Raw genomic sequence first — 14,394 nt, 5'->3', positions numbered from 1 at the left:
TGATGGCTCATCCCTTGAGCGCGCCGGCCATCAGCCCGCGCATGAAGAACCGGCCGAGCAGCACGTAGATCAGCATCGTCGGCACCGACGCCAGGATGGCCGCCGCCATCTGCTGGCTGTACGGGGTGGCCTGGGCGCCGGCGATGTTGTTGAGCATGACGGTCGTCGGCCAGCTCGTCGGCCCGGTGAGGAAGACGGCGAACAGGAAGTCGTTCCACATCGAGGTGAACTGCCAGATGATCACCACCGCGATCGCCGGCGTGGACACCGGCAGCACCACCGACCAGTACGTACGCAGCATCCCCGCGCCGTCCACCCGCGACGCCTCGATGAGCTCGTCGGGGATGGTGACGTAGTAGTTGCGGAAGATCAGCGTGCAGATCGGGATGCCGTAGACCACGTGCGCCAGCGTCAGCCCCGGGATGCCGCCGTAGAAGACGCCCTGCAGCCCGGTCAGCTCGTTGAGGTTCACCAGCAGCTGCACCAGGGGGATCATCACCCCCTGGTACGGGATGAACATGCCGAACAGGAACAGCGTGAACAGCAGGTCCGCGCCCGGAAAGCGCCATTTCGACAGCACGTAGCCGTTCAGGGAGCCGAGCACGCACGACAGCAGCGAGCCCGGCACGGCCAGCAGGACGGAGTTCCACAGGCCGGGGGCCAGCTTCTCCCACGCCACCCGCCACGCCTCGAAGGTCCAGGTCCGCGGCAGGTTCCACGCCTGGCTCGGATCCGCCTCGGTGAGCGGCTTGAAGCTGGTGACCAGGAGGACGTAGATCGGGATCAGGAAGATCACCACGAAGGCGATCAACAGGGCGAGGCGTACCCCGGTGGACACCCGCCTCCGCCCGATGACCGCGGTCATGAACGCCTCTCCTTACGTACGGACCAGATCAGGTACGGGATGACGAAGACGGCCACGCTGAGCACGATGTACGAGGCGATCGTGGCGCCCTTGGCCGGATCGTGCGAGTCGAACACCGCCACCCACATGAACACGGCGGGCACGTCGGTGATGATCTGCTTGCCCGACACCGCCACGATCAGGTCGAACACCTTGAGCGAGATGTGCCCGAGGATGATCAGCGCCGACAGCGTCACGGGCCGGAGCATCGGCAGCACGACGTACCGGTAAACACCCCACTCGTTGCACCCGTCGACGCGCGCCGCCTCACGCAGCTCCTCCGGCACGCCACGGAAGCCCGCCAGGAACAGTGCCATGACATATCCGGACATTTGCCAGACTGCCGGGAGAGCCATCGCGGCCATCCCCCAGTCCGGATCCCGGAACCACTGCCACTGCGGCAGCCCGATCCAGTCGAACAGCCGGTTCAGCCCGACCGCCCGCTGCTCCATCCCCGAGTTCATCAGCCACCGCCACACGATGCCGGTCGCCACGAAGGAGATGGCCATCGGGAACAGGTAGATGGCCCGGAACGTGCCCTCGCCCCTGATCCCCTTCTCCATGAGAAACGCCAGGAACCAGCCGAGCACCAGCGCACCCAGCACGAACACCAGCGTGAACATGATCGTGTGCTGCACCGAGATGTGCCATCGCGGCAGGTCCCAGATATCGACGAAGTTCTTCAGCCCGACGAACTTGCCTTCGGACACCTCGTCGTGCTTGTCGGTCATGGCCAGCCGGAAGTTCCAGCCCAGCATGCCGTACACGAACACGCCGATCGCGATGATGGACGGCGTGACGAGGAGTAACCCAGGCAGCCAGGTGCGTGCCCGCCTCACAACTCATTCCCTCCAAAAGGTACGGCAGGCGCGAAAACGCCTGCCGTACCCGGATGACTGACTTACTGAGCGTTGGCCGCCGCGGCGTCCACGAGCCCCTTCTGCAGGGCCGCGACGTCCTTGCTGCCGATGAACAGGCCGACCGCCTCGGTGATCGAGGCCAGCCACGGCTGGTTCACCGACACTCCGTGCTGGATGGAGCCGGCCAGCTTGTTGCTCGACCAGTCCTTCAGAGCGTCCGCCAGGTAGTCGGTGTAGAGCGACTGGTCGGCGTCCTTGCGGGCGGGGATGGAGCCCTTCTTCGGGTTGAAGGCGTCCTGCCCCTCCTTGCTGGCCGCGACCTTGAGCCAGGCGAGGGCCCCGTCACGGTTCTTCGCGCCCTTGGGGAGCGTGAAGCTGTCCGACAGCCACAGGTAGGTGCCCTCGGTGCCGGGAGAGGGCGCCCAGTCGAAGTCCTCCTTCGACTTCTTGCCCAGGCCGCCGTCCGGCGGGTTGTGGAAGTAGCCGTAGGCCCAGTCGCCCATGACGTTGAACGCGGCCTCGCCGTCGGCCACCTGCTTGGCCGCGGGCTGCCAGTCGTCCTGCGGGTCGCCCGCGTACGTCATGATCGTCTTGAAGCTGTCCAGCGCCTTCTTCACCTCGGGGCTGCCCCAGTTGGCGCCCGGCTTGAACAGGGCGTTGTAGGCGTCGGTGCCGAGCGAGCCGAGCAGCACGCTCTCCATCAGGTGCACCACGGTCCACTCCGAGCCGATGGACAGCGGGATCTTGCCCTTGGCCTTGACCTTGCCGAGGTCGGCGATGAACTCGTCCACCGACTTGGGCGCGGCCGCGATCCCCGCGTCCTTCAACACCTTCGGGTTGAACCACAGCACATTCGACCGGTGGATGTTGACCGGCACCGAGTAGATCTTGCCGTCCACACTGATCTGGTCGATGAGCTGGGAGGGGAAAACGTCCTTCAGTTTCAGCTCGTCATAGAGGGCGTTGAGGTCTTCCAGGTCACCGGCCTTGATGTAGCCCTGCAGCTCGGCACCCGCGTGACCCTGGAAGGTGTCCGGCGGGGTGTCCGCCTGAAGCTTCGACTGCAGCAACGCCTTGGCCTTGTCGCCGGAGCCACCCGCGACCGCCGCGTCGAAGAAGGTGTAGTTCGGGTTCTGCTTCTCGAAGATCTCCCGCATCGCCTTCAGGCCGTCGGCCTCACCCGGCCCTGTCCACCAGGAGAACACCTCGACCTGCTTCTTGTCGCCGCCACCCGTGGCCTGCGGGCTGGCCGTTCCGCCGCCGCTACCACCGCAGCCGGCCAGGCCGAGCACGCTCGCCATAGTGATCGCGACGGCCGCTAACCACCGTCGTCGCATCGCACACCGTCCCTTCGAAACCCCGAGTGGTGAAGGTTGACAACGTTGTCAGTAGGGCAATCAACCCACTTCGCACTCGGAGCCGTCAAGGCATGTGCTGATAACAGGTCCGCATACGCAGCCGCCGAGCGCGCGGCGATCGGCCGGCGGTGGGCGGGCCCGAGCCCTGCGCGGCTCGAGCCCGCTGTCACGCGTCCGGAGCCGGGCCCCCACCCCTCCGAGGAGGCCTAGCCCCGCATGGACACGCGACGCCCCGGCGGATCCGGCCACGATGAGTGGCCGATCACATGCAGAACGCTAGACAGCCAGGCCGGAAGCCACATGCGTCGAGATGGCCATTCGAGGATGTAATCGCGTGACGGCGGTGATGTGTAGAGAGGTATGTGCAGCCCTGTATGCAGACGTAGAAGAGTGCTCAGGTCTCCAACCACCCCGCGCCCAGGCAGCAAAATAAAGCGAGAACTGTCGTACCCGGCGGGCACACTCTCTGTATGGCCGACGAGCCCCTCGAACTCGGCGAGGTCTCCGCCTCCGACTGGCACGCCCACACCGACAAGATGGCCGAGGTCGGCTTCCTCGCCATCGCGAAGCGGCTGCCGTCCCTCGTGGTCCAGGCGATGCGGATGGCCTGGGAGGCCAGCCCGCGCGACACTGTGGCGACGGTCGCGCTCAACCTGCTCGGCGGCGTGTTCACCGCGTTCGGGCTGCTGGCGACGACCGGCGTGCTGGGCGCGCTCTTCCAGGAGGGGCCGACGCCCGACCGGGTGATGGCCGCCGTGCCCAGCCTGATCATGGTGGCCACCGCCGCGGGGCTGCGCACCGCGATGCAGGCGGGCGCCGGCTGGGCGCAGGCCCGCCTCGACCCGCAGGTGACGCGGCAGACCGAGGAGCGCCTCTACGACCTGACCAGCCGGGTCGCCCTGGTGGCCTTCGACGATCCGGAGTTCCACGACGCGCTCCAGCGGGCCCGGCTGCGCGGCGTGGCCATGGCCGACTCCGTGGTCTCCTCGGCCATCAACGTCGTGACCGCCGCGGTCGGCATCGCCGCCGTGGCCGGGGTGCTGAGCGTGCTCCACCCAGTGCTGCTGCCGCTGCTCCTGCTGGCCGTGCTGCCCGACGCGTGGGCCGCCGTACGCAGCGCCAAGATGCGCTACACGACGCTCTACTCGCTCATCCCGGCCGTCCGGCGCAAGTGGATCATCGCCGAGTTACTGGCCGACCGCGAGCCCGCCGCCGAGGTCCGCTCCTTCACCATGCGCGGCTTCCTGCTGCGCATGTACGACGCGGTGGCGCGGGCCGAGCAGCAGGTGATGCTCAGCCTGGCCAAGCGGCAGATGTGGGCCCGGCTCGTGGGCGAGGCGCTGGGCGGGCTCGGCAGCGGCCTGGTCTACCTGGCGCTCGGCATCCTGCTCGCGATCGCCGCGATCCCGCTGGCCGTCGCGGGCACCGCCGTGCTGGCGATCAGGACGGGCCAGGTGTCGCTGTCCAACCTGATGTTCGCCACCAACCACCTCTACGAGGAGGGCCTCTACTTCACCGACTTCCTGGAGTTCTGCGCCGACGCCGAACACCGTCTGCCCGGCCCCCGACCGGCCGCCGCCCCGTCGAGCTTCCAGCGGATCTCCGTCTCGGATGCCACGTTCACCTACCCAGGCGCCGACGAGCCCGCGCTGCGCGGCGTCTCCATCGAGATCAAGCAGGGCGAGGTCATCGCGTTCGTCGGCGAGAACGGCTCGGGCAAGACCACCCTCGCCAAGATCCTGTCCGGCCTGTACGAACCCGACAGCGGCGCGGTCCTCTGGGACGACCTCGACCTGCGCGACGTCGACCCCGAGGAGCTCCGGCTGCGCACCGCGGTCATCGCGCAGGACCACACCCGCTGGCCGCTCACCGCCCGCTACAACATCACCATGGGCACCGACAAGGGCGAGCCAGCCCTGCACGCGGCGGCCTCGGTGGCCGGCGCCGACGAGGTCATCGCCGAGCTGCCCCACGGTTACCGCACGCTGCTCGACCGGCGCTTCAAGGACGGCCACGAGCTGTCGGGCGGCCAGTGGCAGCGCATCGCGGTCGCCCGCGGCTTCCACCGCGACGCGGCCCTGCTCATCTGCGACGAGCCCACGGCCGCCCTCGACGCCCGCGCCGAACACGCCCTGTTCGAACGCATCCGCGGCCACTCCGACGGACGCACGGTCCTGCTGATCACCCACCGGCTGGCCAGCGTCCGCTACGCCGACCGCATCTACGTGCTCGACCACGGCAAGGTCATCGAGCACGGCGACCACGCCGCCCTGATGTCGCTCAACGGCCTGTACGCCGACCTCTACACCCTGCAGGCCTCGGCCTATCGGTAGCGGCCCGCTAGGAGAGAGCGGCCTCCAGGACGGCGCGGGCGATGGGACCGGCGGCGGACGGAGCGGCGTGTTCCACGACCACACCCACGGCCACCTCCGGCCGGTCCGCCGGGGCGAACCCCGTGAAGAGCGCGTGATCCTGCGCCGCCCCCGACTTGGCCGCCACCGCCACTCCCCGGGTCGAGGCCGCCGTCCCGGAGCCGCCGCCGGGCGCCGTGAGCATCATCGACGTGAGCTGCCTGGCCAGGGTGGCCGGCATGGTCACCCGGTACGGCGTCGGGTTGGCCCGGTCGATGAGCGAGCCGTCCGGCAGCCGTACATCCTCCACCAGGTACGGGCGCATGAGGACGCCGTGATTGGCGACGGCGGCCGACAGCATGGCGATCATCAGCGGAGTGGCCCGGTCGTGGTAGCGGCCGATGGCCGACAGGGCGGTCTGGGCCCGGTTCATGTTCAGGGGATAGGTGCTGGCGGTGACCCGCAACGGGATGGTGAGGTCGCCGGCGTTGAAGCCGAACGCCTCCGCCTGGTCGCGCAGGATGTCCTGCCCCAGTTGGAGGCCGATGCCGGCGAAGGCGGCGTCGCAGGAGGACCGGAAGGCGTCCGGCAGCGTCGGATGGGCCTGTCCGCAGAGCCCGGAGCCGGGCAGGCCGGCCACCGTGCCACCGCGGAAACGCAGCCGGGCGGGGCCGTCGACCCGCGAGGTGGGTGTGTACTCGCCCGACGACAGCGCGGCGGCCGCGGTGACCAGCTTGAACGCCGAGCCCGGCGGGTAACTCTGGTTCACCGCCCGGTTGAGCAGCGGCCTGCCCGGGTCACCGCGCAGCCGCCGGTCCGTATCAGCCAGCTCGGCGAGGTCGGTGGTGGTGTAGACGTTCGGGTCGTACGACGGGTAGCTGGCCAGGGCGAGGATCGCGCCGGTCGCCGGGTTGATGGCGACCGCGGCGCCCGGCCGGCCCGCCGCCCTGAGCCCCTCGTACGCGGCCCACTGCGCGCGCTCGCTGATCGTGAGCCGGACCGCGGCGCCCTGGGCGCTGCCGTGCCCGACCAGCGAGCGGACCTGGATCCTCGGGTCGTCGCCGGACAGCACGCCGTCGGCGGCCTGCTCCATGCCCGTGGTCCGGTTGAGCGACGCGTCCCCGGTCACCGGCGCGTACAGTTCGCCGTCGGTGTAGACGCGGCGATAGGCGTACGCCTCGCCGTCCGTCTTCCGGTTCGTGGCGATGATCGAGCCCTCGTACGTGAGGATGTCGCCGCGCGGATGATCGAACCTGGCGATGACCGAGCGCTGGTTGCGCGGATCGGCGTTGAGCCCCCGCGCCCCGAACCCCTGCACGAGCGTGATGTCGGCCAGCAGCACGAACAGCAGCGCCGCGCACATCCTGGCGACGCGGCGCAGTGGGATGTTGAACCGTTTCGCCCTGGGTCCGGCCATAGTGCCGGTCTAACAACCGGACCCCCAAGGCAGGGCTAGACGACTCTGCGGTAGTAGGAGATCTTGTTCTGGATGTAGCGCTGCCGCTCGGTGAGGTTGGCGATCTGCTCCCGGACGCGGCCGTCGTGCTCCTCCAGGAGCTTGATCCGGTCCGGGATCGTGTGATCGCCCGCGCGGACCAGATCGGCGAAGCGGAGCATCTCGGCGATCGGCATGCCGGTGTCACGCAGGCACCGGATCGTGCCGAGCCAGCCCACGTCCTGCTCACTGAACCTGCGCTGCCCGGCCGCGTTACGGCCGACGGGTTCGAGCAGGCCGATCTTCTCGTAATAGCGCAACGTGTCCAGGGTGAAGCCGGTCTCCTCGACCACTTCGGCGGGTGTGTAGACGCTCACGGCAGAAGCATCGCACCTGGAGCCCACTCCAGGTCAACCGATCTCAGCGACTTGACATGGACCGAACTCCAGCTTCCACAGTCGTGGCCATGAACATCGCACTCGGCACGATCGCGTTCGGCACCGCCGTCGCCGAGAAGGACACCTTCGCCATCCTGGATTAAGGACGGACTACATCGATGTGTATTGGTCGCACATCGAGGACCGCTCCGTCCCCGTGGAAGAGACTCTGGGAGCGTTCGACGATCTCGCCCGGCCGAGCAGGATCCGCAGCTCGGGCGCCGGCAATCTGGCCACCTGGCGGCTCGAGCGGGCCAGGAACCTGTCGGCGGCGCAGGGCTGGCTGCCGTACACATATCTGCAGCTCCGCCACACCTACCTGCGCCCGCGACCGCTCACCCGGCTCGCCGAGTCGGGCCACACGCTGGCGACGGACAAGACGCTGGAGTATGCACGCGCCGAGCCCGACGTGACGCTGTGGGTCTACAACACGTTGATGGCAGGCGCCTACACACGGGCAGACCGCCCGATTCCAGAGATTTACCACCACCCGGGCACCACCCGGCGGCTGGCCGTGCTGCGCGAGGTGGCGGCGGAGGTGGGCGCGACGCTCAACCAGGTGGTGCTGGCGTGGCTCATGGCCGACGGGTACGTCCCGATCGTCGGCGTCTCCACGATGGCCCAGCTCAACGAGGCCATCGGCGCGTCGGATGTACGGCTGGACGACGAACTGCGCGCCCGGATGGACGCGGCGTGCTGAGCCCGAGCATGTGGCTCAGACGATCAACGTTGTGGCGGTCTCGGGAGCGCTCCCGTGGAGGGCCGCGGGGACGACTGATGCTGGCGACCGGCGGCCTGTGGCTGGTCGAGGACATCCCCCAGACCGACGGGCCCGGAGGCGGTCAGGGCAGGTGGTTGGCCAGGTAGCGGTGGACCAGTTGCTTGCACTCGACGATCAGGTCGGGATCGCCGTCGGGGCGCATCCGGAACGCCAGCTTGAGCACCGCGTCCGCCGCCTCGACCGCCACCAGCAGGGCCCGGTCGAGCCCCGGCCCGACAGGCGCGTCGAGCAGGTCGAGCGTGAGCGCCCGCAGCCGGTCGGCGACGATGACGTTGTTCTCCAGCGCCTCGTCGAGCATCCGGTTGGTGCCCTCGATCGCCGGCCCACCCGGCGCCACCAGCACCTCCCCGAAGTCGACCACCGCGAACCCAGGAACGGTCCGCTTCATCTCGACGAACTCGTCGATGGACAGGTCGACCAGGTCGGTCCAGTGGTCGAGATCGGCCTCGGCGATGCGTTCGGTGAGGCGTTCGGTGACGCGGTGGAGGAAGGCGTCGAGGTTGCGCAGGGCCAGCGCTCGCACCAGGCCCTGCTTGTCGGAGAAGAACTGGTAGAACGTGCCTATCGGCACCTCGGCCCGGCGCGCGACCTCTTTGGTGGTCAGTGCCTCGTAACCGACCTCGTCGAGCAGGTGTGCGCACTCGTCGAGCATCCGTTCGACTCGCTCCACGCTGCGGCGTTGGGCTGGACGCCGGCGCAGGGTACTCGTCATGCCCCCCATCTTGGCGTATTACCGCCAGGTAGGGTTCCGGAGTCCTCCGCCAGTTAACATGAGTGGCACTCGGATGATCGCTAAGGAGCGGATATGTTCCTGTGGGGTACGGCCACCGCCGCCTACCAGATCGAGGGCGCCGCCAAGGATGACGGCAGGGGCGCCTCCATCTGGGACACCTTCACCCATGAGCCCGGCCGTACCCGCGACGGGCACACCGGCGACGTCGCGTGCGACCACTACCACCGCTGGCCCGAGGACGTCGCGCTCATGGCGGACCTCGGCGTCAACGCCTACCGCTTCTCGATCTCCTGGCCACGGGTGCTGCCGCTCGGCACGGGCCGGGTGGAGCCGAAGGGCCTGGACTTCTACGACCGGCTGGTCGACGGGCTGCTGGCGGCGGGGATCGCGCCGGTGCCGACCCTGTTCCACTGGGACCTGCCGCAGGCGCTGCAGGACGTCGGCGGGTGGATGAATCGCGATATTTCCTATCACTTCGCCGAATACGCGGCGATCGTGGCCGAGCGGCTCGCCGACCGCGTCCCCATGTGGATCACGCTGAACGAGCCGTTCGTGCACATGGCCTTCGGGTACGGCATGGGCGTCCACGCCCCCGGCCAGGCCCTGCTGTTCGACGCCCTGCCCGTCGCCCATCACCAGTTGCTCGGCCACGGCCTGGCCGTACAGGCGCTGCGCGCGGCCGGGGCGCGGCAGGTGCTGATCACGAACAACTGCACCCCGGTCTGGCCCGCCTCCGGGTCGGCCGAGGACCTGGCCGCGGCCGACGCGTACGACACCCTGCACAACCGCCTCTTCAACGACCCGATCCTGCTGGGCGAGTATCCGGACCTGAAGGCCATCGGCGCCCTGGACGACGTGGTCCGCGACGGCGACCTGGCCGTCATCTCCGCGCCCCTGGACGGCCTGGGCATCAACTACTACAACCCCACCCGCATCGGCGCACCCGCGGACGACGGCCTGCCCTTCACCGATCTCGGAATCACCGGCTACCCCACGACCGCCTTCGGCTGGCCGGTCGTGCCCGACGGCCTGCGCGAACTCCTGACGGGCCTGCGCACCAGGTACGGCGCCGCGCTCCCGCCGGTGTACGTCACCGAGAACGGCTGCTCCCAGGAGGACGTCCCCGGCCCCGACGGCACGATCGACGACCAGGGCCGCATCGCCTTCCTCGACGGCCACATCAGGGCGGTCGAGCAGGCGGCGGCGGAGGGCGTCGACGTGCGGGGCTACTTCGTCTGGTCGCTGCTGGACAACTTCGAGTGGGCCGAGGGCTACCACCAGCGCTTCGGCCTGGTGCACGTGGACTTCGACACGCTGCGCCGCACCCCGAAGGCGTCGTACGCCTGGCTGCGGGAACGCCTGACGGAGTTGCGGAACCCCTAGAAGACCGACACGTGCACGTGGTCGTAGTGGTTGGCGGTGACGCCGCCCCGGTCCGACATGGGATCCCAGCCGCCGCCTGACCGGATGTCGTAGTAGCGCTGCTTCCAGATGATGTACATCACGCCGATCCGAGGCCCGTTCTTGATCAGCCACTCGGCCAGCGCGTCGCCCCGGTCGGCGTCGGCCCCGGCGGCCGCCCTGCCGCCGCTCGACATCATGAAGTCGCAGGCCCGGCCCTTGCCGTGCTCACCGGGGTCACCGGGACGCAGGCAGCCCACGCCGTACGGCATGGGGAAGTTCCGCATGATCTCGGCGCGTACCGCGATCAGGCGCGGCGTGAGCCCCGAGGAGCCGCCCGGCTGCTGGAAGCCGTACTTGGCGAGCAACCGCTCGATCTCGCGGCGCTTGCCCTGCATCTCCTTGATCTCTTTCCGCAGCTTCTCGATCTTGCCGGCGGCGGTCCGCTTGGCTTCCTTCGCCTTGTCGATCAGCGCCTGGATGCTCTGCATCTTGCTGATGCGCTGGTTGGCCAGGTAGGTCATGTTCGCCGCCTGGCCGAGCGCGATGTACGGGTCGACCGTCGGGATCAAGAGTTGGGCGCCGTCGATCGGGCCGGCGATGTAGGTGTTCTGGGCGATCGACGACACGTCGGCCTTGGCCCTGGCGAGCCGGGCTTCCAGGTCGCCGGAGTTGTCGGTGGCCTTCTTCGCCTGGATCCGGACCTCTTCCAGGCTCTGGATCTGGCCTCGATAGAGCTCGTTGAGCTGGGACGCCTGCTTGGTCAGCTTGCGCAACTCGGCCGGGTCAGGAGCACCGACGGCTGGGAGAGGGAACGCGAACAGCCCCGCCAAGACGATGGCGAATAGGGCGAAGCGACTGATTTTCACGTCCGTCCTCCCCTCATAGACGGAGCGAAACTATAGAAGATGATCTTGATTTCTGTCACCTGAACGCCACAAGTCACGCCCCCTTGGCGAACTATCGAGCTGTTTGTCCGATCTAAGCGAGAGATAAAGATTGGGCCTTGTCGGGGGCGACGGATCGGTCTGAGATGGCGACGAAACTCGTCTCTGCGAAGGGGCAGACCCGTGTCTCGATTACTGGCCCTGTCCACGGCCGTCATCCTCGGCCTCGGCACCTCCCTCGTCGCCCTGGAAGCCCAGGCGACGGTGGACCCATTACCAGCCCGCGACCGGATCGAGCTCTACCAGCTCGAGAGCACTCCCGGCACCGGCCAGGCGCTCAGGGAGAAGGGCTTCGACGTCGTTCAACAGGACGCGCGGGGCGGCCGGGAACACGTCGAGGTGACCGCCGCCCAGACCGACCTCGACGGCCTGCGCAAGCTCGGCTACCAGCCGGAGCCCGTACGCAACCCGCAGGGCCAGAGCCAGTTGGAGGCGGCCAAGGCGCAGGCCGCCGGCGGCTACACCGTCTGGAGGTCCTACTCCGAGCCCGGCGGCATCGCCGACCAGCTCAAGGCCCTCGCCAACGCGAACAAGGACATAGTGAAGATCCAGTCCCTCGGCAAGACGCTGAAGGGCCAGGACATCCTCGCGGTCAAGGTCAGCACGCTGGCCAGGGTGCTGCCCGACGGCATCAAGCCGGCGACCCTGTACTCGGCCACGCAGCACGCCCGCGAGTGGATCGCCACCGAGGTCGACCTGCGGCTGCTGAAGTACGTGATCGCCAACAGATCCTCGCTCAGAGACCTGCTGAACAGGACCGAACTCTGGTTCGTGCCGGTCGCCAACCCCGACGGCTACGACTTCACCTTCACCGAGGGCAACCGCCTGTGGCGCAAGAACCTGCGCGACAACAACGGCGACGGGCAGATCACCACCGGCGACGGCGTCGACCCGAACCGGAACTACGCCACCAACTTCCACTACGACGAGGAGGGCTCCTCGTCGATCCCGAGCAGCGAGACCTACCGCGGCACGGGGCCCGCCAGCGAGCCCGAGACCAGGGCGCTCGACGGGCTGCTCAGGCGGATCAGGTTCAGGGGCCAGGTGAACTACCACTCCTTCGGCCCGCTGCTGCTCTATCCGATGGGCTGGCAGATCGCCACGAAGACCGCGGACAACCCGATCTACGAGGCCATCTCCGGCAATGACGCCAACCCGGCCATCCCGGGCTCCGACCCCGACCTGGGCGCCGAGCTGTACACGACCAACGGCGAGACGACCGACCACGCGCACAGCACGTACGGCACCCTGGCCTGGACGCCGGAGCTCGACGAGGGCTGCGACGGCTGCGGATTCGTCTTCCCCGACGACGAGGCGCTGGTGCAGGCGGAGTTCGCGAAGAACATCCCGTTCGCCATGGACGTGGCCAGGTCGGCCACCAACTGGTCCGAGCCGGTCAACCACCTCGGCAACGCGACGGCCGACTTCGTGCTCGACCCGTTCGAGGTCAGCTACGGCAGGGACCAGGTGGTCCAGGTGGACGCCAAGCGCAAGCTCGGTCCGGTCTTCCTGAACTACCAGGTCAACGGCGGCCGGACCAAGACCGTGCCGACCGGCGAGTGGCGGGGCGGCGAGCGCTACGGCAAGGGTTACAACACCTACTACCACTGGCTGCGCGGCAAGATCACCGGCACCCGGCCGGGAGACAAGGTCAAGGTCTGGTTCAGCTCGATCGGCAAGAGGAGCGGAGACTTCACCTACCAGGTCGCCGCCGACATCGGCGGCAAGGTGCTCGTGCTGGCCACCGAGGACGTCACGGGCCTCAGCCCCGTCCAGGGCGTGACCGAGGCCAAGTACGCCGACGACTACGTCAAGGCGCTCGACGAGGCCGGTTACAGCTCCGACGTCTACGACATGGACAAGCTGGGCCGCAAGGCTCCCCACCCGCTCGGCGTGCTCAGCCACTACAAGGCGGTGGTCTGGGAGACGGGCGACGACATCATCCCCCGATCGGCCGGCCAGGTGCCCGGCACCACCTCCAAGGGCGGCGTCGACACCGAACTGGCCGTGCGCGACTACCTGAACGAGGGCGGCAAGCTCCTGCACGCGGGCAAGTACCCGTCGTACGCGGCCAACAACAACGGCGCGTACTACTACCAGCCCGACCAACCGGCCCAGCCGGAGTGCACGGATCCCAACGACCCGCCGTGCATCCAGGTGTTCAACGACTTCCAGCAGTACTGGCTGGGCGCGTACGTCTTCTTCGACGACTCGGGCACCGACCCGGCCACGAGCCTCCCGTACGCGCTCGACGGCGCGAGCGGCCGCTTCCAGGGCTTCCACGGCACGCTGGAGCCGAGCCACACCAACTCGTTCGTGGCGACGTCGGCGATCCTGCCGGCCGACCGGTTCCCGCGGTTCGCCAGTTCCGCGCCCGTCAAGTGGGCCCGGCCCGGCGGGCCGTTCGACCCGCACACCGGTTCCTGGGACGTCTACAGCGGCATCGCCGACGTCTCCTGGAAGCGGCTGACCAGGACCGTCGACCTGACCGGCAGGACCAGCGGCGACCTGTCGTTCTGGACCTCCTACGACACCGAGGCCGGCTGGGACTTCTTCACGGTCGAGGCGCACACCGTGGGCGGCGACGACTGGACCACGCTGCCGGACGTCAACGGTCACACCACGCAGAGCACGGGCAGCAGCTGCGCCCCGCCCGGCGGCGGCGCGGGCTGGCGCACGATCCATCCGTTCACTCAGCGCTACCAGGGACCGGGCTGCGAGCCGACCGGCACCTCCGGCTCGTGGAACGCGGCCACGGGCAACTCGGCCGGCTGGCAGCAGTGGAAGGTTGATCTGACCCCCTATGCGGGCAAGCAGGTGGAGCTGTCGCTCTCGTACGTCAGCGACTGGAGCACCCAGGGCGCCGGCGTCTTCCTCGACGACTTCACCGTCACGCTGAACGGCGCGACGGCGGAGCAGACCTCGTTCGAGTCCGACCTGGGCGGCTGGACCGTGGCGCCGCCACCGGCCGGCACCTCGCCCTCGATCAACAACTGGGCCCGTACGGACCAGGTGTTCGAGGAGGGCGGCGGCATCACCACCAAGGACACCGTCTACCTCGGGTTCGGCGTCGAGAGCCTGACGACCCAGGCCATGCGCACGGACCTGATCAGGCGGTCCTTGCGGCACCTGCTCGGCTGATCCGCCGGAGGGGTCCGGCACGCGGGTACGCGTGCCGGACCCCTCT

The 14,394-nt window shown here is 68.6% G+C and carries 11 protein-coding genes; 4 read left to right on the top strand and 7 right to left on the bottom strand.

Annotated elements, in window-relative coordinates; translation table 11 throughout:
* Positions 1–7: 7 nt before the first annotated feature.
* From KME78_RS17735 to KME78_RS17725, 3 genes are all read right to left on the bottom strand, one after another.
* Entirely contained in the window at positions 8–865 is an 858-nt protein-coding gene (locus tag KME78_RS17735) for a carbohydrate ABC transporter permease (RefSeq protein ID WP_219530183.1), read from the bottom strand.
* Positions 862–1,743: a carbohydrate ABC transporter permease gene (locus tag KME78_RS17730; protein ID WP_219530182.1), complete on the bottom strand. Its 882-nt coding sequence runs from the start codon at positions 1,741–1,743 to the stop codon at positions 862–864. The genes KME78_RS17735 and KME78_RS17730 overlap by 4 nt, the downstream gene beginning before the upstream one ends.
* A 62-nt stretch (positions 1,744–1,805) precedes the next feature.
* A complete protein-coding gene (locus KME78_RS17725; protein WP_219530181.1) occupies positions 1,806–3,101 on the bottom strand; it encodes an ABC transporter substrate-binding protein in 1,296 nt (431 codons plus the stop codon).
* Between the two features lie 491 nt (positions 3,102–3,592).
* Between KME78_RS17725 and KME78_RS17720 the strand changes: the two genes are divergently transcribed.
* Positions 3,593–5,455: an ABC transporter ATP-binding protein gene (locus tag KME78_RS17720; RefSeq protein WP_219530180.1), complete on the top strand. Its 1,863-nt coding sequence runs from the start codon at positions 3,593–3,595 to the stop codon at positions 5,453–5,455.
* 7 nt (positions 5,456–5,462) lie between these two features.
* Here KME78_RS17720 and KME78_RS17715 read toward each other — a convergent pair whose 3' ends face one another.
* Positions 5,463–6,890, bottom strand: coding sequence for a penicillin-binding transpeptidase domain-containing protein (locus KME78_RS17715; protein ID WP_219530179.1), 1,428 nt, complete (start codon positions 6,888–6,890; stop codon positions 5,463–5,465).
* A 35-nt stretch (positions 6,891–6,925) separates the two neighbouring features.
* Positions 6,926–7,285, bottom strand: a complete 360-nt coding sequence (locus KME78_RS17710) for a MerR family transcriptional regulator (protein WP_214636989.1) — start codon at positions 7,283–7,285, stop codon at positions 6,926–6,928.
* A 217-nt stretch (positions 7,286–7,502) separates the two neighbouring features.
* Here KME78_RS17710 and KME78_RS17705 point away from each other — a divergent pair, with 217 nt between their 5' ends.
* Positions 7,503–8,045, top strand: a complete 543-nt coding sequence (locus KME78_RS17705) for an aldo/keto reductase (protein WP_308126992.1) — start codon at positions 7,503–7,505, stop codon at positions 8,043–8,045.
* Between the two features lie 142 nt (positions 8,046–8,187).
* Here KME78_RS17705 and KME78_RS17700 read toward each other — a convergent pair whose 3' ends face one another.
* Positions 8,188–8,838: a TetR/AcrR family transcriptional regulator gene (locus KME78_RS17700; RefSeq protein WP_219530178.1), complete on the bottom strand. Its 651-nt coding sequence runs from the start codon at positions 8,836–8,838 to the stop codon at positions 8,188–8,190.
* 93 nt (positions 8,839–8,931) lie between these two features.
* On the opposite strand from KME78_RS17700, the gene KME78_RS17695 reads away from it, so the two are divergent.
* Positions 8,932–10,242, top strand: coding sequence for a GH1 family beta-glucosidase (locus tag KME78_RS17695; RefSeq protein ID WP_219530177.1), 1,311 nt, complete (start codon positions 8,932–8,934; stop codon positions 10,240–10,242).
* Here KME78_RS17695 and KME78_RS17690 read toward each other — a convergent pair.
* Positions 10,239–11,129, bottom strand: coding sequence for a coiled-coil domain-containing protein (locus KME78_RS17690; protein ID WP_219530176.1), 891 nt, complete (start codon positions 11,127–11,129; stop codon positions 10,239–10,241). The two genes, KME78_RS17695 and KME78_RS17690, sit on opposite strands and share 4 nt — an antisense overlap.
* A 201-nt stretch (positions 11,130–11,330) precedes the next feature.
* Here KME78_RS17690 and KME78_RS17685 point away from each other — a divergent pair, with 201 nt between their 5' ends.
* Positions 11,331–14,348, top strand: coding sequence for a M14 family metallopeptidase (locus tag KME78_RS17685; protein ID WP_308126991.1), 3,018 nt, complete (start codon positions 11,331–11,333; stop codon positions 14,346–14,348).
* Positions 14,349–14,394: the final 46 nt, after the last annotated feature.

The organism is Nonomuraea guangzhouensis (genome assembly GCF_019396345.1).
GTDB lineage: Bacteria > Actinomycetota > Actinomycetes > Streptosporangiales > Streptosporangiaceae > Nonomuraea > Nonomuraea guangzhouensis.
This window is presented reverse-complemented; position numbering and strand designations above follow the sequence as displayed.